Raw genomic sequence first — 23,702 nt, 5'->3', positions numbered from 1 at the left:
TCTGGCCCGGCTGCCACCGCTCCGGCGGCGCCCGCGGACTTCTCCCCGCGGGCGCCGCCGCACTCCCTTCCCCACCCGCCCGGGGTGGGGAGGACGAGGTAGGGACGACGCCGCTCAGCCGGCGCGGCGGCGTCGCACCACGAGCAGCATGGTGCCGGCGCCCACGAGCAGCAGGGCGAGCAGGACGGCGCCGCCCGCCGCGCCGGTGCGAGGCAGCCAGCCGACCACGGCGGCCACGGCGCCCGCAGCACCCGGGGCGCTGTCGACGTCGGCCCGGTCCCCGGCGGACCGAGCACCGTCGGCGTCCGGACCACCGGCGCCGTCACCGCCCGTGCCGCTGCCAGGACGGCCTCCGGGGCTCTGCCCGCCGTCCTGCGCACCGCCTGCCGGAGCGGCGAAGGTGTTCGTCACCACCACCTCGACCGCCTCGGGCCCACCGGGCAGACCACCGAGCGTGACACCGGCGGAGGTGCCGTCGGTGGCCCCGACCTGGCGGCCGTCGGCGCGCACCACCATGACGGTGCCGGCAGCACCGGCGGTGCCGGTCTCGGTGACGGTGCAGTCGGCCCCGGCGGGCAGGTCGGCGAACGTGACGGTCTGGTCCGGGCGCAGGTCGCGCACGCTGCCGCCCGGCACGGCGAGGGGCACGGCGGTGCCGTCCACGTCCCACGTGCAGGCCAGCAGGAGCCGGAACGGCGCGTCCGGCACCGCCGCGAGGTGCCCGTCCACCCGCTTGGTCACCTGGAGGGAAGCGAGCTCGACCGTGCCGTCGAAGGTCGCCTCGGCCGGCGGTCCGTCACCGATGATGACGCGGGCGGGGTCGCCGGAGCCGGGCACTCCGCCGGTGCGCGTCTCGGTGACGGTGCACTCGGCGCCCAGGGGCAGGCCGGGCAGCAGGGCACGGTACCCGGTGGCGGCGGCGAGGGTGACGCGCCCGTCGGCCGGCAGAGCGACGGGCACGGTGCGGCCGTCCACCTGCCAGGTGCAGGCCACCTGGGCCTCGAACGGTCCGGCCCCGTAGAGGGGGACGCCGGTGCCGCGCAGGGTCTTGACGATCTCCAGGTCTCCCACGTCGAAGGTGTTGGTCACGGTGACCACGGCCTCGCTCACGCTCTGCCCGGCGTCGGGGGCGTCGACGACGACGGTGCCGTCCGTGGGCGACAGCGCCGTGCGGGTGGCCCCGCCCGTAGCCGTCTCCGTGACGGCGCAGCGGGTGCCGGTGACGAACGGCCCGAAGCTGCGGTGGGCACCGGCGTCGAGCGTGAACCGCTGCTCGAGCACGCTGTCACCGCGGCGCGTGCAGGCGATCTCGAACCCGAACGGCCCGGTGCCGTACGCGGTGGCGCCGGCGCCGTCCGCCTCCTTGACCACCCGCACCACCCCGGCGTCGTACCCGTTGGTGAAGGTGACCTCGGCGGGCGCGGAGCCCACGGCGACCAGCGCGCTGCCGTCACCGTGGTCGGTGACGCCGTCCCCGGTCACGACGACGTCGCGGGGCGCGTCGTCGGTGGTCTCGGTGACGAGGCACGTGGCACGAGCGGGCACCGTCCCGGCGGGGGCGGCGAAGGTCTCACCGTCGCGCAGGGTGAACTCGAGCCGGGTGGTGCCGTCGTCGTCGAACGTGACGGCGGTGCCGAGGGCCGACGTGCAGGTGAGCGCGAACGGGAAGGCGTCGAGTCCGGCGGGGCCGGCCGCGGTGTCCACCCGCTTGGTCACCGAGAGGCCGGAGAACGCGTAGTCGTTGCCGAGCGTGACCACCTGGGTGGCAGGCACCTCGCCGTCGGCCGGAGTCTCGGTGGCCACGGTCACCGTGGCGGGCGATCCGGTGCGGGTCGTCTCCCCGTGCTCGCCCACCCCGCCGTGCTCCGTGACGGTGCAGACGGCGCCGAGCGGGATGCCGTCCACGCGGGCGGACAGGCCGTCGGCCGCGCCCAGCACCACCGTCGCAGCGGGGCCCAGGTCGAGCTCCACCCCGTCGACCGTGCAGGCGACGTCGGCCCGGAACGTGTCCGGGGCGTAGCCGGCGGCGGCGCCCGTGACCTGCTTGTCCACGCGCACCGCCCCCGTGGGCAGCTGCACGCCCACCTGGCTCGGGGCGAACCGCTCGTACCCGCTCTCGCCGGTGTAGCGCCACTTCGCGCCGAACTGGTTCCACGCGACGTCACCGGTCCGGGGCACCACCGGGGACACCCCGCCGGCGGCGGCGGGCGACTCCATCCGGTTGACCGTCGAGTAGGTGACGCTCACGGCCCCGCCGCTGGCGAGCTGGCGGGCGGCCGTGGTGCGGAAGTCCAGCGAGACCCGCAGACCGGTCACGGCGGCCCAGTCGGTGCCACCGCTGGCCACCGTCCAGGTCTCACCGTTCTGCTCGCACACCGCCTGCGTCGTCAGGGTGCGCCACGTGCCCACGCACACGTCGGGGCTCGTGGTCACCTCGAGGGTCACGGTGGTGCCCGGCGGCGCGTCGACCTGGGGCGCGGCGGTCAGCAGCGGCCGGTAGGTCGACGCGCGGGAGGCGCCGGTCAGCAGCAGGCGGTCACCACCGGTCGGCAGCTGCTCGAACAGCACCAGCTCGTCCACCGGGACGGTGCCGGCGTTGACCACGTGCAGCACCCAGTCGTCGGTGCCGCCCACGGTGCTGCCGGCCACGCACGGCGCGCGGTAGTAGCTGCCGCCGGCCACCTGGAGCGTGGGGCTGCAGGCCGCGTCCGGGTGGGCGGGGTTGACGGCCCCGGGGACGGAGCCGCGCACCCCCTTGACGCTGTACAGGTTCGGCCCCGAGACCGGGGAGACGTAGTCGGTCGTGCCGCACGTCGTCCGGTCGGTGGTCCACGCGGTGGTGGTGGCTGCACCGCTGATGCCCGTGCACGCCGCGAGCTGCTCCGCCGTGCGGACCGTCATCGTGTTCGTGGCGCGCTCACCGGTGCGCAGCCCCGGCTGCAGCTCGAGGAACAGGCGCACCGTGAACGTCTCGCCCGGGGACATCGTGCGGCCGTCCTGGGGCCAGGTGAGCACCAGGTCGCGACCGTCCACCCCCAGGGTCACGTCGGTGGACAGCGAGCCGCCTGCCGACGTCGAGTACACCGGCGCCGGGTCCCCGGTGTGCACCAGCGTGGCCGGCAGGGTGTCGCGCAGCTCGGTAACCGTGAGATAGCCGGTGCCCCGGTTGGTGAAGGTCAGGTCCCACGGCACGGCGGAGCCCACCGACACCGTCCTGGTGCCCTCGTTCGCCACCTTGCGGACGGCGACCTGCCGGGTGCCCTCGGTCAGCGAGAGCGACGCGGTGGCGGTGCGCTCGGGCGAGGCCTCACCGGTGCGGCGGTCGCTGCGCACCGTGACGGTGTTCTCGACGGTGCCCGTCATGAGCACGGGGTCGCCGGAGGTGCGGTGCGTCTCGCGCAGCGTCGCGGTGAACGCGGCGCTCGCCGACCAGGCGGGGCTGGGCACCACGGACGAGAAGAACGCGCCGTCGGCCCGCGAGAACGTCACGCGCACACCCTGGACGTCGCCGTAGCGCTCGGCGGGGACGGGCACCGCCGCCGCCGCGACCGGCACCGGTGCTGACGCGGTCCAGCCGGCCTCACCGTCCGGCCCCCACGGCCCGTACACGTCGACCGTGACCCGGTCCGCACCGGCTGGGGCGGTCAGGGTGCCCAGCCCGGTGAAGGTGAAGGCGTCCCAGAACTGAGGCGAAGAGGTCACGTCGTCACGCAGCCACACCTCTGCGGGTGCCAGCGTGGCGAGGGGGTCCACGGACGACTGCGCGCCGAGCGTGACGGTGACGGGCGCGGTGCGTGCCGGGGCCGTGAGCACGTCCGGGCTGACCTGCTTGCGCGGGAGCACGTCGATGGTGCCACCCGTCAGCACCAGGCTGGCCCCCGCGACGTCACCCGTGCGGGTGGTGGGAGCCAGGACCGGGTCGTAGGACTGCGCGAAGGCGCGGTTCACCGTGTCCACGGTCTGGCCGGCCCGCATCTCGACCGGCTCGCCGGTGGAGCGCACGTGGGTGCGCACCGTCGTCTGGAGCGTGAGCTGCAGGTCGTTGGCCGCCGAGATCGTCCCGCCGTGCTCCTCGGGGTGCGGTCCCTGGAACGTCACGCTGACGCCGACGACGTCCGCCAGGCGCTGCGGCGTCCACGTCACCAGGTCGGCGATCGTGGTGCGCTCGGTGACGTACCGCTGCGCCGCCGGGGCGCCGGCGGCGTATCGCACCACCCAGGCGGTGCTGGCGGCCAGGTCCACCTCGCCCGGGCGCGACGCCGCAGCCTGGACCGCGGTGACGTCGAGCCGCTCGAACGGGCTCTCCACCCCGCCGGGGCGCAGCCAGTCGACGTCGGCGGCGAAGGGGTCACCGAGGGCGCCCCCGTGGTCGCCGCCGCTCTGGCAGCGGTTCTCGGTGACCTCCGCGCAGGGCGCCGGGTCCGTGATCCGCACGTAGGACGCCCGGGAGACGGACGTGCTGCTCGCCGTCGCGCCGTAGGTGATCACGGGCTGCGGGGCGCCCGAGCCCTCGCGGGGCACGTGCACCGGTCCGCCGGGTGTGGCGGACTTGGTCACCCGCACACCCGGGGGCTGGTCGTCGAGCACGATCGTCGCGCTGTCGGCAGCCGTGGCCGCTGCTCCACCACCGGCCGGCACGGCCGTGATCCGTGCGGTGGTCGCCGCGGTGCCCGGGTCGCCACCACCCAGGTCGCTCGCCGGGGTGACGAACTCCCCGTCCGAGCGCCGCGTGTTGCGCACCTCCCACATCAGGCTGAATCGGCGGTCGGTGGCACCGGCGGCCACCCCGGTCCCCGGCAGCGGGGCGTACGGGTCCAGGGCGGGGCCGTCCACGAGCGCGGCCTCGCGCGCCGCGCGGTTCTCGGCGAGCACGAGACGCACCCCCGTGGCCCCCGCGCGCTCCTGCGGCGTCAGGACGTGGCCGACGAACCGGCCGCCCTGCACCCACCCGCCCTGCGGCGGGGTCACCTCGTGCCAGGCGCCGTCCACGAACAGCTCGACGGCGGTCACGGTGTCGTAGCGCAGGTACCAGCCGTTGCTGTACGGCGTCGTGTCGGCCCCCACGGGCTCGATCCGCACCAGGTCGAAGGCGTCGAACACGGTCTGCGCCACGGGCGTCCCGGCCGGGTCGGCCGCCGGGTGGGAGAGGGTGACCTCGCCGTAGCCCTCGCCCACGCGCCAGTCGACGTCGGTGGCACGCAGCTGCCCCGACTGCGCGGTGACCGTGACGTCCCGCCACGACGTCTCGATACCGACGCCGCCCTCGCCCTCGTGCCGCACGACACGGGCGTGGGCCGTGCTCTCGGCCTCGGCGGTGAGCGCCGTACCCGCGGGCGTGACACCCGTGGCGTGCAGGGTCGCGGTGCCGGTGAGCACCGTGACGGCACCCGGCTGCGCGGTCACGGGGCCGCCGCTGCGCAGCGTGCCGCGCGCCTGCGCCACCAGGTAGGGGGTGAACGTCTGGTCGACGGCGAAGCCGCCCGCGTTCGTCAGCGTGAACCGGATCCCCGTGAGGTCGCGGCGGTCCGTGCCCGGCGGCAGCGCCTGGGCCACCTGGTCCGCCGTCAGCGAGACGAGGAACGGCTGCGGCTCGGGGCCCCACGTGCCCAGCGACAGCGGGGTGCCGTCGGGACCGAACGCCTCGACCAGGAGCGACGCCCCGGAGGGCACCTGGGTGGAGGAGACGCCTGCGACGTCGAACCCGTCCCAGAAGGAGCCCTCACGGGTGTCCCACCGGTCCTCGACCACCATGGTGCGGGCGCGGGCGTACTCGGAGGTGCCCTCGACGCTGCTCTCGAGCTCGACGACCACGCGCGTGCCGGGCTCGACGGCGCTGCTGGGCCGCACCGTCCTGGTGAGGGTCGCGGCCAGGGCGGGCCGGCGCAGCACGAGCGTGTCGCTGGCGTCCGCGCTCGCGTCCTGGCCGTTGGGGGCCACCACCGTGGCGGTCACGGTGTGGCGTGCCTCGCGCTCGGCGGTGGCGCCCGTGGCGCTCTCGTCGGTGGCGACGTCGAGCTCGAACGTCGTACCGGCACCGGCCGGGATGCTGCCGGTGAAGGTCAGCACGAACCCGGTGGCGCCCGCGGGGACCTCGGCCGGCGCCTGTCCCGGGGCGAGCGTCTGGGTGTGCCGGCCGCCGTCCGCGAGCTCGTAGACCACCTCGGCGCTCGTGGCGCCGTCGGGCCAGGCCAGCGAGCGGAAGGCCGCGAGGTGGATGCCGTCGACGAACCAGCCCTGGTCCGTGACGGTCAGGTGGCGCACGGGCACGTCGGACGTGTTGGTCGCGCTCACCCGTGCCCGCACGGCCTCACCCGCCGAGACGAGGGCCGGCGCCAGGTCGCCGACCACGTCCACGGCCACCTTGGCGGGCACGACGACGTGCGTGGCCCGGGCCGTGCCGGTGGCGGTCGCGCCGGCGTGCTCGCCCACGGCCTCGGCGACGTTCTCGACCTCGTGGCGGTCGCGGGAGAGGTCGTCTCCCGCCCGGTCGGCGGCACGCTGGACGAGACCGAGCCGCGCCGTGGCGGTGGCGCCCGGAGCCACGGCACCCGCGTACGTCAGGCGCAGGCCTCCGACGTCAGCGGGGCGGACCCCCGCCGGCAGCGTCGCCTGGCCGGCGGGCACGCCCTCGACCCAGGCCCAGGACGTGCCGTCGTGGACGTACGCGTCGAGCCTCACGGAGTCGGCACCGGCGGGCAGGTCCGTGCTCACGGACGCGAGGTCGGTCAGGGCGAACGGGTTGGCGGGCTCCAGCGTCGCCGCACCGGCGCGCAGGCCGCGCGGCTCGGTGACCACGAGCGTGTCGAGGGCCGTGTTCGAGGCGTTGGTCGCGGTGAGCGTCACCGTCGACGGCGCACCTTCCTCGAAGGACCGCTGCGCGGGCTCCCACACCTTGGCCAGGTCGACGTCGAGCGAGACGGGCACCCGCAGGCGCACGTCGACGCTCTTCTCGTCCGGCGCCGAGTTCGTGGCGGTGGTGCGGGCGGTGTTGGTGATCACCTCGTCGCGGGGCCCGAGGTCCTCGGGCACCTGCAGCGTGATGGTGAGCGTGAACGTCGCGCCTGCCGGCATCGGCTCGGTGAAGGTCACGCGGACCGCGGTCCTGGCCCCGACGACCGACGGCTGGCCGACCGGGCGCCCGTCCTCGGTCCACGTCACCTGCCGCGGCACGGCCGTGGTGGCGTTGACCGCGTTGACGGCGAAGCCCTGGAGACCTTCCGGGAGCTCGTCCGTGAGCACGGCGTCGACGCACGCCTGCTCGGAGCACGTGACCCCGATCGTGTACGTGAACACGCTGCCCGCCTCCACCACGGAGGCGTCGACCCGCTTGGAGACCTCCAGGTACTGCGCGGCGTCGGCCGCCCACGCCGGGGCGACCCCGGCGGCGAGCGGTGCCGCCAGCACGGCCGCGGTGACCGCCGCGACGGCGGCCGTCCACCGTCGGCGCCACCGCCTCCATCGTGCTGCCCCTGCGCCCGCACGTGCCCTGCGCTGCATCGACGTCCTTCGTCTCGAACCTGGTGCTGCTCCTGCGGCCTCCGCGCGTCCGTGCGCGGTCGACCGCCCGAGGACCAGGACGGCACGTGGCGGACGTCGATGACGAAACATGGAGGTGACGCGCGTCACTCGCCGTGCAGCGCACTCCTCCCATCGGCGGTCTCACCTCCGGCGCTCGCTGCGCCGGCCGCCTCGAAGGGGTGAAAAGCAGGAGGCCGTTTCGGATCGTCGGCCGCGGTGGTTACGCTCACGGACCTGACGGCGAGCGCGCCCGAGAGCCCGGACCAGCACGGTGGGCCCGGCGCACGCCGACGACGCGCGGACCCCGGCGGCCACGAGCCCGGGTCCGAGGGAAGGCGATCCACGGTGGGACCAGAGCAGGGCGACGGCGCGCTCCTCGCGAGCCTGCGCGACGGCGACGACGCCGCGTACGCGGAGCTCTGGCGACGCCACCACGACGCCGGGCTGCGCGCCGCACGTGCGATCACCGGCAAGCTCGACCCCGAGGACGTCGTCCAGGAGGCGTTCGCCCGCGTGCTGGCGGCCGTGCGTCGCGGCAACGGCCCCCAGGGCGCGTTCCGGCCGTACCTCTACGCCGTCGTGCGGAACGTCACTGCCGACTGGGGGCGCGCCCAGGACCACGTGGTGCCCACCGACGACGTCCCCGGGGACGACCAGCCGGCCGATCCCTTCGACGACGCCGTGCTGGAGCGGACGGTGGTCGGGACGGCGTTCCGCTCCCTGCGCCCCGAGTGGCAGGAGGTGCTCTGGTACCTCGAGGTCGAGGGCCTGAGCACCCGCGAGACGGCGGCGCACCTCGGCCTGAGCCCCAACGCCGTCGCCGCGCTCGCCTACCGCGCCCGCGACGGCCTGCGCACCGCCTGGCTCCAGGCCCACCTCAACCACCTGGCCGCGGACGACGGGTGCCGCTGGACCGTCGAGCACCTGGGCTCCTACCAGCGCCGTGCGCTCCGGCGACGCGACACCGCCCGCGTGGAGGAGCACCTGAAGACGTGCCCCACGTGCCCGGTGCTGGTCGGCGAGCTGGAGCGCGTCGCCGGCGGCCTGCGCGCCGTCCTGCTGCCCCTGGTGCTCGGGGCCGCGACCGCCGGTGACCTCCTGCCCGCAGCCGGGGCCGCCGGGGCTGTCGGTGGGACAGGAACCGCTGCTACGACGACCGCTGGCACGGGGAGCGCGGGCACAGGGAGTGCGGAGGGCTCGACCGCGGGAGCTGGTGCGAGCGCCGGGGCGCCGGGGCGCAGCGGTGCCGCACGCACGGTGCCTCCCGTCGTCGCGGTGGTGCTCGCCCTGGCGCTCGTCGGGGGCATCGCCGCCGCAGCCACCCTGACGGCACGCGGGCTGTTCGACGCACCCGGCAGCGCCGAGACCGTCACCGCCGGCGAGGACGCGTCGGGCGACGCGACTCCCCCGGCGCCCGCCGGCACGGGTGGCCACGCCGCCGGACCGGCGGCCGGGCACGCGGGAAGCGGCACCGAGCCGGGCAGCACCGACGGCGCCCTCCCGGACGACCCCCCGCACGGCCTGGCCGCGCCGAGACGCGCCGCGCCAGGCAAGGTCGCGGCAAGCACGGTCGCACCCGGCACGGTCGCGCAGCCCGGGCAGGCGAGCGAGCCCGCCACCTCGACGACGCCCGCCGCGCCGAGCCCCGCCACGCCGCAGAACCCCGCCGTGCCGCAGAACCCCGGGACGCCCGACCCTGCCGACCTCCCCGCTGACCCGGCAGCCGACGACAAGCCCACCGCCCCGCCGGTGCCACCCCCTGCCGGGCCCGCGGTGCCCGACACGGGCCCCGGGTCCGGCCCGGACGACGGCCCGGACGAGGACGGCACTCCCCCCGGTCCGCAGGAACCTCAGCAGCCGCAAGAGCCTCAGGACCCCGAGGCGCCCGTCGTCGCGACTCCGGTCGTGCTCGCGGCCGACACCTCCGACGGCCTGTACATGCCCCTGCTCAGCGGCGAGGGCACCCCCGGCGCGGAGGTGCTGGTCCGGGACGCCTCGGGCGCCGTCGTCGCCTGCACCACGGTCGCCGTCGACGGCACCTGGGCGGTCTCGGCCGACGTCGAGCCGGGCGTCACCGTGCTGACGGCGTCCCAGGTGCTCGACGGCGTCGAGTCGGCGCTCACCGGCCCGGTCGGGCCGTTCGACCTCGAGGTGCCGCAGATCCTCCACATGGCGGACGGGGGCACGACAGCTCCCGTGGTGACGTTCCACGGCCCTGCGGGCAGGTCCGTCCAGGCGCTCGTGGACGGGAGGCCCACCAGCACGGTCCACCGTCTGGGGGCAGAGCCGCTGGTCCGCGTGATCCAGGGCCAGGCGCCGGGCGAGCACGTGTTCGGCGTGCGGTTCTTCGACCCCGTGACGGGCCGCTACGGCGCGCAGGCGACCCGCTCCTTCGTGGTGCGCTGACCCCGCTGCGTGGTGCGGGCGCGCCACCGTGGTCGTGGGCCGACGCGAGCCCTCGCCGTCGCACCCTCGCCGTCGCACCGTCGCCGTCGCACCGTCGCCGTCGCACCGTCGCCGTCTCACGCTGGCCGGCACCCGGGGACGCCCGTGATGCGCGGCACACCCTGATGGCGTCATCGGTCGGCCGCAGGGCGGTCCTGGTGGTCGTGAGCGCGCCACCCTGGCGCGCCCGACGGAGGACGATCGTGAGCACACTGGCACTGCGGCACCGCGGGGCCGACTGCCCGGAGGACGCCCCGGGGAACCCGGCCGCGGCGAGGAGGCCCAAGTCGGAGCGGTGCCCGCGCGCAGCGGGTGCCCGCCGACGGCAGGCGGTGGCCGATGACGCGCTGGCAGCCCTGGCGGCGGCGCTGGAGGCCGCGCCGGTGGGCGTGCTGGTCACCGACGCGGACGGGCACGTGCTGCACGCGAACGGTGCGGCTGCCGACGTCCTCGCCCTGCCCCTGGACGACGTGATCGGCGCGGACGCCGCGCTGCTGCTCGCCGGCGGGGAGCCCGCGGCGGGCGACGAGCACGACGACGGCGACGGCTGGGGCGCGCCTCGCTGGCTGGTGCGCCACGACGGTGCCTCGGTGTGCGTGCAGACGTCGGTGACCGACGCTCCGCGAGGGCCTTCCGGCGCCCGCCACCTGGTGTGGGTGCAGGACGTGACGCGGCAGCGGCGGCGTGAGGAACGGTGGCGCCGCGAGGCCCTGAGCGACCCGGCCACGGGTCTGGCGAACCGGCGCCGGCTGGAGCGCCGTCTGGCCCGGGAGCTGCAGCGGGCGCGGGCCGGCGGACGCCCTCTCGCCGTGCTGCTCGCGGACCTCGACCACTTCAAGGAGGTCAACGACTCCCTCGGGCACCAGGCCGGCGATCACGTGCTGGCGGCCGTCGCCGCTCGGCTGGAGCAGGCCGTGCGACCGGGCGACCTGGTGGCCCGGCTGGGTGGTGACGAGTTCGTGCTGCTGTGCCCGGGGGCGGACGTGGCGACCGCGCAGGGCATCGCCGACCGGGTGGCCGCGCTGACGGCGACCGAGATCGACGTGGACGGGCGCCGGGTGCGGCCGGAGGTGAGCGTGGGCGTGGCTGTCACGACAGGCGCCGAGACGGCGGACGCCGTGCTGGCCCGCGCCGACGCGTCCATGTACGGCCGCAAGCGGGCGCGCCCGGCCCGGCCGTAGCCACCACGCGGGCGAGGACGTGGACGTGGACGGCGCATCCTGCGCCCGCCGGGACGCATCGCGCGCCAGGCGCCGTCCGCGGCCGCCCGAGCCCTCCATCCTCGTGGTGGGGCCCCGCCGGGGTCCCACCACCTCCAAGTCCTCCGCACGATCGGAATCTCGCCATGACCGTCTCCGCCCCCGTGGACACCGCGATCACCTACGAGCGCACCCGCGCGGGGCTGCTGGTGACGATGCGCGGCGAGATCGACGCGGCGGTGCGCCTGCGCGCCTCGTCCGTGCTGGCACGCCTCGTCCGCGAGGCGCCCAGCCCCGTGGTGGTGGACACCAGCGGCGTGACGTTCATGGACTCGACCGGCCTGGCGTTCCTCTGCGGGCTCGAGCGGCACGCGGTGGAGGCCGGTCGCTCCGTGGCGCTGCGGGCGCCGTCGGGCGCGGTGACGGCGGTGCTGGAGCTGGGTGACCTGGCCCCGCGGCTGGCCGTGGAGCGGGCGGCGGCGTGAGGGTGCCTGGGGCACGACACCGCCCCGCCGCCCGGGAGGGGCGACGGGGCGCTGTGCGAGGGCCGACGGCGTGGGCCGTCGTCGTCGGTGCCGCCCGGCGTCAGGAGACGCGCAGGTAGGTCGGGTTCGACTGCCAGATCTTGCGGATGTTGACGTTCCAGCCGTCGGGGCGGGAGGCGTCCACCTGCAGGCCGTTGCCGATGTAGATGGAGATGTGGCCCGGCGACCAGATGAGGTCACCCGGCTGCGCCTCGGAGGCCGAGATCACCGAGGTGCGACCCGAGTCGCGGATGGCGGTGGACTGGTGCGGCAGCTCGATGCCCACCTGGCGGTAGACGTAGCTGACCAGGCCCGAGCAGTCGAAGCCGGACGGGCTGGCGCCACCGACCACGTAGGGCACGCCCACGTAGCGCTGGGCGATCTCGGCGACGGTGGCACCGACGCCCGAGGCGGCGACGGCGACGGGCGCGGCGGCCTCCTCGGCAGGGGCCTCGGCAGCCGGGGCCTCAGCGGCGGGAGCCTCGGCACGCTCCGCGGAACGGCTGGCCGTCTGGGCCGAGCGGGTCTCCGTGGCCTTGGGCTTCGGCTCCGGCTTCGGCTCGGGCTTGGGGGCCGGGGTGACCTCGATCGAGGCGATGCCCTCGGCGGAGATGTTCTCGACGCTGACCTGGGCGTCCGGGGCCACGGTGACGGCGGGGGCCGCCTGCAGGGCCTGGCGGGCCTGCTCGGACAGCTTGCCGAGGTCGGCACCGGCCGACTTGGCCTGCTCGGCACCGAGGGGCTGCGCCTGGGCGCTGGTGGCGCCGGCGAGCGTGGACACCAGGATGCCGCCGGCAGCGGCGACGACGGCGGCACGACGGCCGGCGTTGGCGGTGACCGCCTTGGTGATCCCGGTCAGCGGGGTGATGGGCATGTGCGCGGCGCGGTGCCGCGCACGGGTGGTACGTGCGCTCACGATTTTCCTCTCCGGCCGCCTGCGAGGTGAGCTGTCGGGTTCGGGTGGGAGATAGTCACCCGGCCGTCGGGGCCGCTGGAGCGTCCCGTCGGGCTTCACCCCGAGGACACCGTTCCCGGTGCCCGAAGGTGGTTCCCCCGTCCCTGCCGTGCGGTTCTTCGGATCTCCACGGGCGGCGGCAGGGCTCGGCGTCCGCACGCGGACCCGGCGGGCTGATGACCACCGGGCGAATCGAAGGTAACCGGCAGGAGCGCGGATGTCACGCTTCGATAACAGCGTGGGTGATGGAGATTTGATGAAGGCCCAGCGCTCGGCGTCTCGGACGGCGGTGTCCGTGGCGGACGTCACCGGGCCGCCACCAGCACGGTCACGCCCGCTCGAGGGGTCCGCGAACCCGTGCTGCCGTTACCAACCTGTGACATTGAAGGGGTTTCTGCGCTAACCTCCCCGACGTGCCCGCGCCCACGCTCCGACGTCGCCGTCCCAAGGGCCGCCACGCGGGCCCCCCGCGGCGGCCCCGCCTGCTCCCCCCTGCGCTCACCACCCTGACCGTGACCGCCGCCGCCGCGATCACCCTCACCGCCACGAGCAACGGCCTGCCCACCGCCGGCCCGCAGATCGCTCCCAGCGGCGAGCGGCCCGACGACGCCACCAGCGCCCTGCCCCTCCTCGCCGGAGGCGCCGGCGCCCACCGCGGCGCGGCCGCGTCTCGCTCCCAGGAGCGGCCCGAGCTGCCCGCACGCACGACGCCGCCCCCGCCCGCCGAGCGCACCCAGCCCGCGCCCGAGGAGACCGGCGACGCCCAGGTGCTCGACGCCGAGGTGCTCGCGGCGCAGGAGGCCGCGGCCCCTGTGCCGGCACCCGAGCCCGCTCCTGAAGAGGCTCCTGCCGAGGAACCCGGGTTCCCGGCGCTCCCCGGCTGCGACGGCGAGATCACCGGCACCGGCAGCAACGGCCGCATCGCCGCCGGCGACCTGTGCGACATCTGGCAGCGCCCCTTCAAGGTGCGGGCCGACGCCGCCGCCTCGCTCTCCGCGCTCAACGACGCCTACACCGCCGAGTTCGGCGAGCCGCTGTGCCTCACCGGCGGGTACCGGTCCTACGAGCAGCAGGTGGCGCTCAAGAAGGAGAAGCCGTCCCTGGCGGCCACGCCCGGGCGCTCCAACCACGGCTGGGGCCTCGCCGTCGACATCTGCGACTACTCCTACGCGGGCAAGCGGTGGGACTGGCTCAAGCTGCACGGCCCCGAGTACGGCTGGGACAACCCGGCGTGGGCACGCCGCGGCGGCGACGGTCCCTACGAGCCGTGGCACTGGGAGTACACCGAAGGCGTCGCGGCGCTGTCGGCCGCGGGCCGCGGCTGAACCGGCACGCCCCCTCTCCTTCGCGCCGGTGGCTACGGCTTGTCACGCGACCCGCGGGGGTCGCGTGACAAGCCGTAGCCACCGGCGCGAGGCGGGGGGTCAGTCGTCGCGGTCCGAGCTGATGATGTCGCCCGTCGCGGCGTCGATCTCGTAGTCGTACTCGACGCCACCCTGCGAGAACTCGATCTCGTAGTGCACGCGCCCGTCGTCCTGGTCGCGCTCCTGACGCTGGATCGTGGCGTCGGCCTCCGCGACACCGGCGTCCTCCAGGGCGATGCGCGTGGCCTCGTCCAGGCCGATGTCGTCGCTGCTCGTCCCGCCCGTCGCCGAGTCGTCGCCGGTGCCGCCGGTGGCCGTGCCGCCGTCGTCCGTGCCGCCCGTGCCGGGCGACTGCGGCCCGGACGTGACGATGTCGTCACCCGCCTGCGGCTGGTCGCCCTCGTCGTTGCCGCAGCCGGCGAGCACCAGGGCTGCCGTCAGCGCCGTCGTCGCGGCGAGCGCACGGGCAGGTCGTGCGGAAGTGGTCGAGCGCATGGATCGGCTCCCTCCGTTGACCGCCGCGACCGGCGCTGTCCGCCGGTCCCTGGCAGCGGTCTCACCGGCAGTCTCGACAGGTCACGTGTCACCCGCACGGCGGCCGGACGGCGCCGGACGTGGCACCAGGCACGGACGACGGCCCGGGGTCAGCTCTGTCGTGAGGCCCGTGCCGGACGACGCCGGCGCGGGCGGTGGTGGGTACCGTCGAGGAGGGCTGCGGCCTGGGCCCAGGTCTCGGCGCGCCCGACGGGCCGCGTGTAGCGGTCGCTGGTCTCGAAGCCGCCGTCGGACGACGTGACGATGCCGTGGTACTCGCCCTCGAGCGTGGCCACCCAGACGCCGTCGTCGGCCTGGAGCCAGGTCAGCGGGCGCGGCGCGCTGGGCGCGCCGGGGGCGCGGGTCGGTGCGGAGGGCCTTGCGGTGATGCTGGAAAGGATGACTTCTTCTCTCACTCCCGGCTGAGGCGGGAGGTGCTGTGTCGCGGCGGCAGTGGTGCCGGGCTCACGGTCGGGCTGCGATGCCGTCGGGCCGAAGAGCGGCGCGGGTCAGGGCCCACGCGGTGCGAGCTGTCCTTCGAGGGTACAGGGTCGGCGCGCGGGCGGCGCGGTGAGGGCGGTCCACGGCCTGTGGACAACCCCGGTGGCCGGGATCCCGTCATGGCTAGCGTCAGCGCGTGCCCCGTCTCGCCCTCGACCCCGGATCGTTCGACGCCGCCGCCGGCGCGGTCCGTGACGCGGCGTCCCTCCTGCACGCCGGTGGGCCGCTCGACCTGCCGGCGCACGCGGCGGGAGACCCGGCCCTCGCCGCGGCGCTCGAGGACCTGCGGCACGCCTGGGCGGGGGCGCTCACCCTGCTGGTGGCACAGCTCGACGGGCTCGCGCCCGCGCTCGCCGCCGCCGGCGCGCGGTTCGCCGACGCCGAGGGAGCGGCGGTGCGTCACGTCACCGGGACCGGGGCGGGCGCGGGCTCCCCGGGGAGCAGCGGTGGCACGGGTGGTGCGCCGTGATCCCGTCACGGGTGCTGGACCCGATGCCCGGGGAGCCGGGCGTCCTGGGCGAGGCCGCCGGCCGCACGGAGCAGCGGGCGTGGGCGCTCGACGACGTGCGCCACCGCCTGCTCGCCGTCCACGGCTGGCTCGACGGCGAGGTGAGCTCCGCCGTCGACGGCGCCCGGGCGCGGATCGCGGAGACTGCCGAGGGTGCGGCGACGGCGGCCCGGGTGCTGGGAGCGGTGGCGGGGCTGCTGCGCCGGCACGGGGACACGCTGGCGTCCCTCCAGGTCGCGGCGGCGCAGGCGGCGCGGCGGCACGAGGAGGCCGTGGCCCGCGCCCGGCGGTGGGACGCCGAGGTCCGGTCGCTGGAGGCGCGGCGGCGCTTCCTGTGCACGGCGGTGGGGCCGGCGGCGGTCACCGTGGAACCTGATGTCGAGCTGGCACGGCAGCTGGGTGTCGCGCAGCACCAGCGGCGGGAGGCGCTCGACGACGCGGCCCGCGCCGAGGCGCAGTGGCGTGCCGCGCACGACGAGCTGCGCGGGGCGGCGTCGCGGGCTGCGGCCGAGGCGGTGGCGCTCGGCGACACGGGAGCGGTGCGTGCGTGGGTGCTGGCCGCCCCGCACCTGTCGCCGGGCGCCGGTGGGCTGGGGCGCGGTGCCGCGGCAGGGGCCGACGCCGCGGGCCTGGCCGCGTTCGCCGCCGCGCAGGCAGCCGGCCGGTCGGCGGCACGGGCGCTGGCGGGGGCCGCACCGTCGGCAGCCGACGTCGAGCAGGCGCACGACCTGTTGCAGCCGCTGGTGCGGGCGCACGGCGACGCCGTCTTCTGGGCGGCGTTCTGGGCGCAGGCTGCCCCGGCCGACGTCTACCGCTCCCTGGCCGCCGCGTTCCCGCTGCCCGAGCTGCGCGGGGAGGGCATGGGCACGGTTCCTCCCGCGTGGGCGGCGGTGACGGCGGCGCTGGCTGCGGGGGCGCGTGCGTGGGGTGCGGCGCAGGGCCGGGCGGAGCACGAGGCGTTCGGCCGCCGGCTGGTGGCCGACCTCGGTGCCGCCGGCCCGCCCGGGGCCCCGGGCAGGGGCGCCGCGGTGCTGGCCGCCGCGACCGTGCTGCGCGGCCTGTCGGTGCCCGACGACGGGACGACGGCGGGTGGTCACGGCGGCGGCGCCCCGCCCCGGCACGGGGCAGCCGCCGCGACGGGCGCGCTCCTGGCCCTGGAGGAGCTCGTCCTCCCGGAGCTGGAGCACCGGAGCGTGCACGACCGGCCCACCGCGGTCCTCGCCACGGCTGCGTTCGAGGGCCTCGCCACCGACCCGGCGGCGGTGTTCGCCTACCTGGCTCCGGCGGACGACGACGCTCTCGCCCGCCGCACCCGGCTGTGGCTCGGCACGGCGCCAGGGTTCCCGCAGGGCGGCTGGCCCGACGGAGGGGTGGCGGTGGCGACGGTGCTGGGCACGGCGGTGGCTGTGGGGGCGGGCTCCCCGGCCCGCGCCGACCAGGCGCGTGCAGCCGCGCTGGTCACGCGCGCGACCGCCGCGATGCCGCACGGCCTGCTCTCGGGGCCGCCGCTGGCACCGGACGCCGAGCGGCGCGTGGCCCAGGTGTACCGCCCGTACGTGGGCGTGTTCGGCGACGCGGCGCGCGACGGCGTCGGGGGGCCGCACGCTCCGGCCGGCGCCGGGCTGGCGGAGGTCCCGGGCGGGCCGGTGCAGCCCACGCTCGGCGCGTTCGACCTGCGGGAGGTCGTGGCGGCGACGTCGCGCACGTCCCTGGGCGGGGCGGCATGGCTGGCTGCCGCCGAGGACCACCAGGAGGCGGTGCTCGGGTGGGCGTTCCCGGTGGTGCCGCTGGGTCCGCCGACGCCCGGCGCGCCCGATGTGCCCGAGCGCGCCGACCCGGGCCTCGACCGCGCCGACCGGGAGGCCGTGGCGCGCGAGCTCCTGGCCGACGTCGGCACCGTGGCGGGCGCGATCAGCGTGGACACGGTGCGGGCGGCCGAGCTCGCGGACGCGCGGAACCAGGCCCTGGTGGACGCGGCGGCCGTGGGCGTGGGCGTGGCAGCCAGTGCGGTGACGGTGGGATCCTCAGCGGTCACGGGCCTCGCCCTCTCTGCCGCAGCAGGCGCGGGCACGGCCGGTGCGAGCGCCGTCGTCAAGGAGATGCTGCCGGACCACGCTGCGGCAGCGCGCGCCGACGTCTCCGTCGAGGGCGGGGCGCTGCACGACCGGTTCGCGACCACCACCCACTCCCGCGCGCTCGCGTGGTCGCAGCAGCAGGGCGCCACCGCTGCCGAGGCGCGGGCCGAGTGGGCGCGGCTGCCCGACGACGGCTGCGCGAGCTTCGAGCAGACCTTCCGCCCGATGTCGGAGGTGGGGCACGAGCTGGGGGGTCCGGTCTGCGAGGAGGACCGTGGGCAGGAGGACGGCCGCGACCGGAAGCGGCGCTGAGACGCCGAGGCGCGGCCCAGGGTGGCACGCGCACCCTAAGATCGTTTCGATCCCTCGCCCCGTCGGCCACCGCGCGTGCCGGCCGAGGCGCCGCCCGCGGTCACGCGGACGCCACCCGCTTCCCGGAGGCACCCTCATGAGCGTGAGCACCACGCGCGCGCCGTCCACCCCCGTCGTCGACCAGCGGCGCGCCACGGTGATCCTCGTCGCGATGGCCGTCTCGACGTTCCTGTTCGTGCTGGTGGAGAGCCTGCCCAGCGGCCTGCTCACCCTCATGGCACCCGACCTCGGCCGCTCGACGTCGGACATCGGCCTGCTGGTGACCGGGTACGCGCTCGTGGTGCTGATCGCCTCGGTGCCGCTGGCCCACTGGACGCGGCGGGTGCCACGGCGCTGGGTGCTGTCGGCCACCGTGGGGCTCGCCGCCGTCTCGACCCTGTGGAGCGGCCTGGCCGGCGACTACACGTGGGTCATGACGGCCCGGCTCGTCACCGCGCTCGCGCAGGCCCTGTTCTGGGTGGCCGTCATCCCTGCCACCACCGGGCTGTTCCCGCCCCGGGTGCGCGGGCGGGTCATGGCGCGTCTGGCGATCGGCAACTCGCTCGCTCCCGTGCTCGGCGTGCCCGCCGGCACCTGGCTCGGAGAGCAGACCACCTGGCGCGCCGCCTTCTGGGCGGTCGCGGCGCTCTCGGCGGTCATCTTCGTGATCGTCATCCTGCTGTTCCCCACCGTGCGGCCCCAGGACGGCGGGGCGGCCAGCGCCCCGTTCCCGGACCGCCGCCGGTTCGTGTTCCAGATGGTCACCACCGCGCTGGTGGTCACGGGATCGTTCGGCCTGATCACCTTCGTCACCCAGGTGCTGCAGGACGTCTCCGGGTACCCGCGCGAGTCGATGGCCGCGCTGCTGCTGGTGCAGGGCACCGCCGGCGTGCTGGGGGCGGTGCTGGTGGGCAGGTTCATCGACCGGTTCTCCTGGGGCACGCTCGTGGTGTCCCTGAGCGTGCTGGTGGTGGCGCAGACGGCGCTGTGGGCGCTCGGCGAGCACAGGGTGGCCGCGGTGGTGTGCCTGGCGATGTTCGGGTTCGCGTTCTCCACGGTGCCGCCCACGTTGTCGCACCGCGTCATGCTGGTGGCGCCCGGCTCCACCGACATGGGCGTGGCGATCAGCTCGTCGGTGTTCAACCTGGGCATCGCCGGCGGCTCCGCCCTGGGTGCCCTCCTCACCGCCGAGGTGGGCGTGCGAGCCGTGCCGCTCGTGGGTGCCGGCCTCGTGCTGCTCGCGCTGGTGTGCACCCTGGCCGAGCACCGCTTCAACGCACCGTTGCCTGCGTCACGGCACGACGCCGAGGAGATCCTGGAGTCCTGACGTCCCGCTCCTGCCGCCCTGGCGGGAGGATGGTGGCGTGAGCACCCCTGAGCCCGGTGGCCCTTCGCGGCCGCTGCCCGACGACGCCCGCTGCCCCTGCCTCTCCGGCGACGCGTACGGCGCGTGCTGCGGCCCCGTCCACAGCGGCGACCGGCCCGCCGTCACCGCCGAGGCGCTGATGCGCTCGCGCTACAGCGCGTACGCCGTCGGGCACGAGGCGTGGCTGCGCGCGTCGTGGCACCCGCGCACCCGGCCGGCGTCCCTGGACCTGGACGACGACGTCACCTGGCGCCGCCTCGACATCGTCGGCACCCGGGCGGGCGGGCCGTTCGACGAACAGGGCGAGGTCGAGTTCGCCGCCTGGTGGCGCAGCGCCACGACGGGCGAGCGGGGCCGCCTGCACGAGGTGAGCCGGTTCGTGCGCGGGCCGGCGCCCCGGCCGGGCGAGCGGGGGCCGTGGCTCTACGTGGACGGCGACGTCCAGCCCTGACCGCCGCCCCTCCGTCATGGGCGGAAGACGCTGTTGTGGGCGGAAGACTCGCCGCAATCCCTCGCGTTCTGCGGCGTGTCTTCCGCCCACAACCGAGGGAGCGGAGCGGGGCGGGGCGGAGCGGGGCAGGACGGGGCGGGGGGTCAGGGAGCGACGAGGCGCACGAACGCGCTGAGCTGAGCCAGGCCCGCCGGCGTGGAGGGCAGGTGCTCCAGCAGCCCCGGCGAGTGCACCACGTACGCCGCCCACTGCGCCCGCGAGATCGCCACGTTGAGCCGGTTCTTCAGCAGCAGGAACTCCATGCCGCGCGGCACCTCGGCGGCGTCGGACGCGCACATGCTCACGATCGCGACCACGGCTTCCTGTCCCTGGAACTTGTCCACGGTGCCCACGCGTACGCCACCGCCGTCCACGCCGGGCCCGGCGAGCCCGGCCCGTGCCAGCACCTCGCGCACGCGCTGCACCTGCGCGTTGTACGGGGTCACCACGATCACGTCGCGCGGCTCGAACGGCCGGGGCGGGGCGTCGGCGGCGTCCGACCACGCCCGGCCCAGCAGGCCGCGCACGATCTCGACCACCTCCGCGGCCTCCTCCGGCGAGTCGGTGGACCGGCCCGTGTGCCGCACGGGCCGCACGTGCAGGCCGGGGTCGACACCGTCGAGCGACCGCTGCGACGCGCACGGGTGCGAGCGCAGCTGTCCCTCGTACGAGAGCACGGACACCGGCCCGGACACGGCAGGGTGCATCCGCCGGCTGGCGGCGAGGAAGTACCCGAGCTCGGGCGGCAGCACGTCGTGCCCGTCGGTCACCCACCCGAGGGCGGAGGTGTCGATGGGCTCGGGATGTGTGCCCTGCGAGACCTGCGGGAGCTGCTGCGGGTCGCCCAGGAGCAGCAGGTTGTGGGCGGCCACCGACGCCGCCACCGTCGAGCCGAGCGAGTACTGGCCGGCCTCGTCCACCACGAGCAGGTCGAGGGAGCGGCGCGGCACCCGCTCGGGGTTCGAGAAGTCCCACGCGGTGCCGCCCAGCACGAACCCGGTGGACTGCCGCTCCTGCGCGAACGCCGCGTACCCCGACTTCTTGAGCGCCGTGAACGCGACGTCCGCCTCAGGGTCCTGCGGCTCCTTGCCCACCAGGTCCGGGTCCAGCCCGCACCCCACCACGCCCTCCAGCAGGTGCTCGACGACGGCGTGGGACTGCGCCACCACGCCGATCCGCCAGCGGTGCCGCTCCACCAGGCGGCGCACCACGCGCGCGGCGAGGTACGTCTTGCCCGTGCCGGGCGGCCCCTGGACGGCCAGGTAGGAGCCGTCCAGGTCGAGGAGGCTGCGCACGACGGCGGTGATGTGGTCGGGCTCGCCGGTGGCGGCGTCGGGCAGCACCGGGGCGAGGCTGCCCGAGCGAGTGCGGGGCCGGGTGCGGCGCAGGATGTCGACGACGGCGTCACGCGGCCAGGCGACCCCGGCATCGGCCCGGGCCGTGTCGAGCACGTCACCGGCGTCCACGATCGCCTGCGCCCACTCCTCGATGGCCGGCACCTGCGTGCCGGGCCGCGGCGGGGCGGCGGGCGTCAGGGCGGACGGCACGGCCTGGTGCGGTTCGGCGCCGGGCGGCAGCGACTCCTCCACCACCACGGTGGCGTCGTCGAGCACCTCGACCACGCGCACGGTGCGGGCCGAGCGGGCGCCCGGGTCCGCCGTCGGGCTCTCGTAGGGGCCGGGCGGTTCGTACAAGAGGTACGGCCCCGCTTGTCCACCGACTGACGGCCGGCTGCCGGGCCCCCACTCGCCGCGCAGCTCCAGCAGGCGGCGGTCGGAGCGCTGCTTGCCCTCGCGGTACCAGTCGCGCAGCACCCGCACCCCGTCGACCCGCAGCACGTCGCGGGTCTCGGCCCAGTCGGCGAGGGGTTCCACGAGCCGGGAGAAGTGCCCCCACCAGAACGACTTCTGCTCACGCCGGTGGTAGTCGATGGCGCTGGCGGCCATGCCCGCGGCGCGCTCGTCGTCCGTACGGTCTGGGTCCAGGGGGTCACCGGCCCGTGCCAGGAGGGCGCGGGCGAGCGGGGACGGCTCGACGTCGGGCCCGGGGGCGGTCTCGGCGTCGCCCTCGGGGGCGATGCCGTGCTCGGCCGCGAGGCCCAGCAGCCAGTCGCGCAGCGCGAGGGTGGAGCGGCAGTCGTACTCGTTGTAGTCCGCGATGGCGTCGAGCAGGCGCTGCCCCCGCTCGGTGTCGCCGCGCAGCACCGCCTGCCGGGCGCGCGCGTACTCCTCGATGGACGCGCCCGCGGTCTGCACGTCGCCCGAGCGCAGGTCGTCGCCCATGTACAGCGGCTCGAGCTTCTTGATCGAGTAGGAGCGGCTGCCCACCCGCAGCCCCCGCCGCACCACCGGGTAGAGGTCCACCAGCACGTGCTCGCGCAGGATCTGGTCCACCTCGTCCTCGCCGACGCCGTGGCGTGCCGCGATGGACAGCAGATGCGTACGTTCGTAGGCGGCGTAGTGGTACACGTGCATCCGCGGGTGGGCCCGACGGCGTTCGCGCAGGTAGTCGAGGAACCCGAGCAGCGCCTGCTTCTCCTCCGCGAAGGTGTGCGCCCACCAGGCACGGAACGTGCCGTCGGCCTCGACCAGACCGAACAGGTAGTCCAGCCCCCACCGGGTGCCGTCCCCCTCGGTGTAGAGCGGGTCGCCCTCGAAGTCGAAGAACACGTCACCGGGGTCCGGGGGCGGGATCACGGCGAGCGCCGCGGCGTCCACCACGCGCACGGGCGGCACGGCGTGGGCGTCAGGGCCGGTGCCCGCGCCGCCGTCCACGCCGCCGTGCGCACCGCCGTCGCTCGCCACGTCCGGTGCCACCCCGCCCCCGGCCCCGCGGTCGGCCTCGAGCTGGAGCCGTGCCTGTTCCCGCAGGCCCTCGATCGTCTCGGTCCCGATGCCCTCGACCCGGCCCGTCGACGCCGCGAGGTCGTCGATGGTGACGATGCCGGCGGCGGCGAGCCGGGCCCGCTGGGAGGCTCGCAGGCCGGCGACGAGCAGCACGTCGCGGTGGGCCTGCACCTCGGCGTCGCAGACGGCGCAGCGCCCGCAGGCGGTGTAGCGGGGGTCTCCCCAGACGACACGGCCCGGGTCGGCCAGGTGCTCGCCCACGATCCGCTCCAGGTGGGCGCGTCGCAGCCGGTAGACGGGCTCGACGTCGGCGAGCCGGTGGGTGCTCACGTGGCCGTCGCCGAGCACGAGCTCCACATGGTCGTCCACGGGCACACCCAGCGCCTCCAGGCGGCTGGCGTACGCCGCGAGCTGCAGCAGCGCGGTGACGCGCGCCTGCCGGGCCAGCTTGGTGTCCTGCACGCGGTAGCGACCGTCCGGCCGACGCACCACGAAGTCCGCGAAGCCCACGAACCCGGGCCGCCCCTCGGCACCCGGCTCGGCGAACATCGCCTGGTAGACGACGTCGGCACCGGACGCGAAGGCGTCCCGGGTGGCCGCGAGCGCCGCGGCCACGGCGTCGGGGTCGCGCAGGGAGGGCCGGTCGACGACGGCGACCCCGCCGCCGTCGCGGGCAGGCCCGAACCGGTCCTCGTAGGTGCCCAGCACGCGCAGCTCGTGCTCGGCGCCGAGGGCGGAGGTGCGGGCGAGCATCGGGTCCTCGGGGGCGTCGTCCGCGGCGAGGCGGCCGAGGCGCGCGTCGAGGGTGCGCAGGAACGCGAGCTCGCAGGCGGAGGCGGCGGTGAGGTCGCTGGCGGACAGCACGAGGTCGTCACCCAGCAGGTACACGCCGTGCCTCCCGTCCGTGGTCCGCGGAGCCGTGGGCGGTGCCTGCCCGCAGCCGTCGTGAGAATTCGCGCCCTGGCCACCGTGCGGCCGCCGTCGCGTCACCTTGCCATGCGTACGGTCGCCCTGTCAGTCGAACCA

At 76.2% G+C, this 23,702-nt stretch carries 13 protein-coding genes and 1 riboswitch; of the genes, 8 read left to right on the top strand and 5 right to left on the bottom strand.

Going from position 1 to position 23,702, the window contains the following annotated elements:
- Positions 1–114: 114 nt before the first annotated feature.
- Positions 115–7,497, bottom strand: coding sequence for a DUF5979 domain-containing protein (locus DNL40_RS09785; RefSeq protein WP_179951024.1), 7,383 nt, complete (start codon positions 7,495–7,497; stop codon positions 115–117).
- A 366-nt stretch (positions 7,498–7,863) separates the two neighbouring features.
- Here DNL40_RS09785 and DNL40_RS09780 point away from each other — a divergent pair, with 366 nt between their 5' ends.
- The 3 genes from DNL40_RS09780 to DNL40_RS09770 all read left to right on the top strand — a co-directional run bounded on the left by DNL40_RS09780 (position 7,864) and on the right by DNL40_RS09770 (position 11,647).
- Positions 7,864–9,924 carry a sigma-70 family RNA polymerase sigma factor gene (locus DNL40_RS09780; RefSeq protein ID WP_179951023.1) on the top strand — a complete coding sequence of 687 codons (2,061 nt, stop codon included), beginning with the start codon at positions 7,864–7,866 and terminating at the stop codon, positions 9,922–9,924.
- Between the two features lie 242 nt (positions 9,925–10,166).
- On the top strand, positions 10,167–11,144 hold the full coding sequence (locus DNL40_RS09775; protein WP_179951022.1) for a GGDEF domain-containing protein: 978 nt from the start codon (positions 10,167–10,169) through the stop codon (positions 11,142–11,144).
- A gap of 164 nt (positions 11,145–11,308) precedes the next feature.
- Positions 11,309–11,647, top strand: coding sequence for an STAS domain-containing protein (locus tag DNL40_RS09770; RefSeq protein ID WP_111251064.1), 339 nt, complete (start codon positions 11,309–11,311; stop codon positions 11,645–11,647).
- Between the two features lie 100 nt (positions 11,648–11,747).
- Here DNL40_RS09770 and DNL40_RS09765 read toward each other — a convergent pair whose 3' ends face one another.
- Complete coding sequence (locus DNL40_RS09765; RefSeq protein WP_111251063.1) at positions 11,748–12,602, bottom strand: C40 family peptidase; 855 nt, start codon at positions 12,600–12,602, stop codon at positions 11,748–11,750.
- Positions 12,603–12,604: 2 nt separating this feature from the next.
- Positions 12,605–12,768: riboswitch (cyclic di-AMP (ydaO/yuaA leader) on the bottom strand.
- Positions 12,769–13,153: 385 nt separating this feature from the next.
- Between DNL40_RS09765 and DNL40_RS09760 the strand changes: the two genes are divergently transcribed.
- The gene (locus DNL40_RS09760; protein ID WP_146252065.1) at positions 13,154–13,966 is read left to right on the top strand and encodes a M15 family metallopeptidase; all 813 of its coding nucleotides are present in this window, start codon (positions 13,154–13,156) and stop codon (positions 13,964–13,966) included.
- Positions 13,967–14,065: 99 nt separating this feature from the next.
- Here the strand turns inward: DNL40_RS09760 and DNL40_RS09755 are convergent, their stop codons facing one another.
- Positions 14,066–14,500 (bottom strand): PepSY domain-containing protein, encoded by a 435-nt coding sequence (locus DNL40_RS09755; RefSeq protein WP_111251061.1) that lies wholly within the window; start codon positions 14,498–14,500, stop codon positions 14,066–14,068.
- A 149-nt stretch (positions 14,501–14,649) separates the two neighbouring features.
- Positions 14,650–14,955 (bottom strand): hypothetical protein, encoded by a 306-nt coding sequence (locus DNL40_RS16195; protein WP_146252064.1) that lies wholly within the window; start codon positions 14,953–14,955, stop codon positions 14,650–14,652.
- Positions 14,956–15,176: 221 nt separating this feature from the next.
- Between DNL40_RS16195 and DNL40_RS09745 the strand changes: the two genes are divergently transcribed.
- From DNL40_RS09745 to DNL40_RS09730, 4 genes are all read left to right on the top strand, one after another.
- Complete coding sequence (locus tag DNL40_RS09745; protein WP_111251059.1) at positions 15,177–15,509, top strand: hypothetical protein; 333 nt, start codon at positions 15,177–15,179, stop codon at positions 15,507–15,509.
- Positions 15,506–17,935: a hypothetical protein gene (locus DNL40_RS16420; RefSeq protein ID WP_179951021.1), complete on the top strand. Its 2,430-nt coding sequence runs from the start codon at positions 15,506–15,508 to the stop codon at positions 17,933–17,935. Before DNL40_RS09745 ends, DNL40_RS16420 begins: the two co-directional genes overlap by 4 nt.
- Before the next feature lie 136 nt (positions 17,936–18,071).
- On the top strand, positions 18,072–19,301 hold the full coding sequence (locus DNL40_RS09735; RefSeq protein ID WP_111251058.1) for an MFS transporter: 1,230 nt from the start codon (positions 18,072–18,074) through the stop codon (positions 19,299–19,301).
- A gap of 37 nt (positions 19,302–19,338) precedes the next feature.
- A complete protein-coding gene (locus DNL40_RS09730; protein WP_245885824.1) occupies positions 19,339–19,791 on the top strand; it encodes a YchJ family protein in 453 nt (150 codons plus the stop codon).
- A gap of 143 nt (positions 19,792–19,934) precedes the next feature.
- On the opposite strand, the gene DNL40_RS09725 is transcribed toward DNL40_RS09730, so the two are convergent.
- Positions 19,935–23,564 (bottom strand): TM0106 family RecB-like putative nuclease, encoded by a 3,630-nt coding sequence (locus tag DNL40_RS09725; protein ID WP_111251057.1) that lies wholly within the window; start codon positions 23,562–23,564, stop codon positions 19,935–19,937.
- Positions 23,565–23,702 lie beyond the last annotated feature (138 nt).

Origin of the sequence: Xylanimonas oleitrophica, assembly GCF_003244315.1 — a bacterium.
Lineage (GTDB): Bacteria > Actinomycetota > Actinomycetes > Actinomycetales > Cellulomonadaceae > Xylanimonas_A > Xylanimonas_A oleitrophica.
Note: the sequence above shows the minus strand (reverse complement) of the source record. Positions and strands in the feature narration are given on the sequence as shown.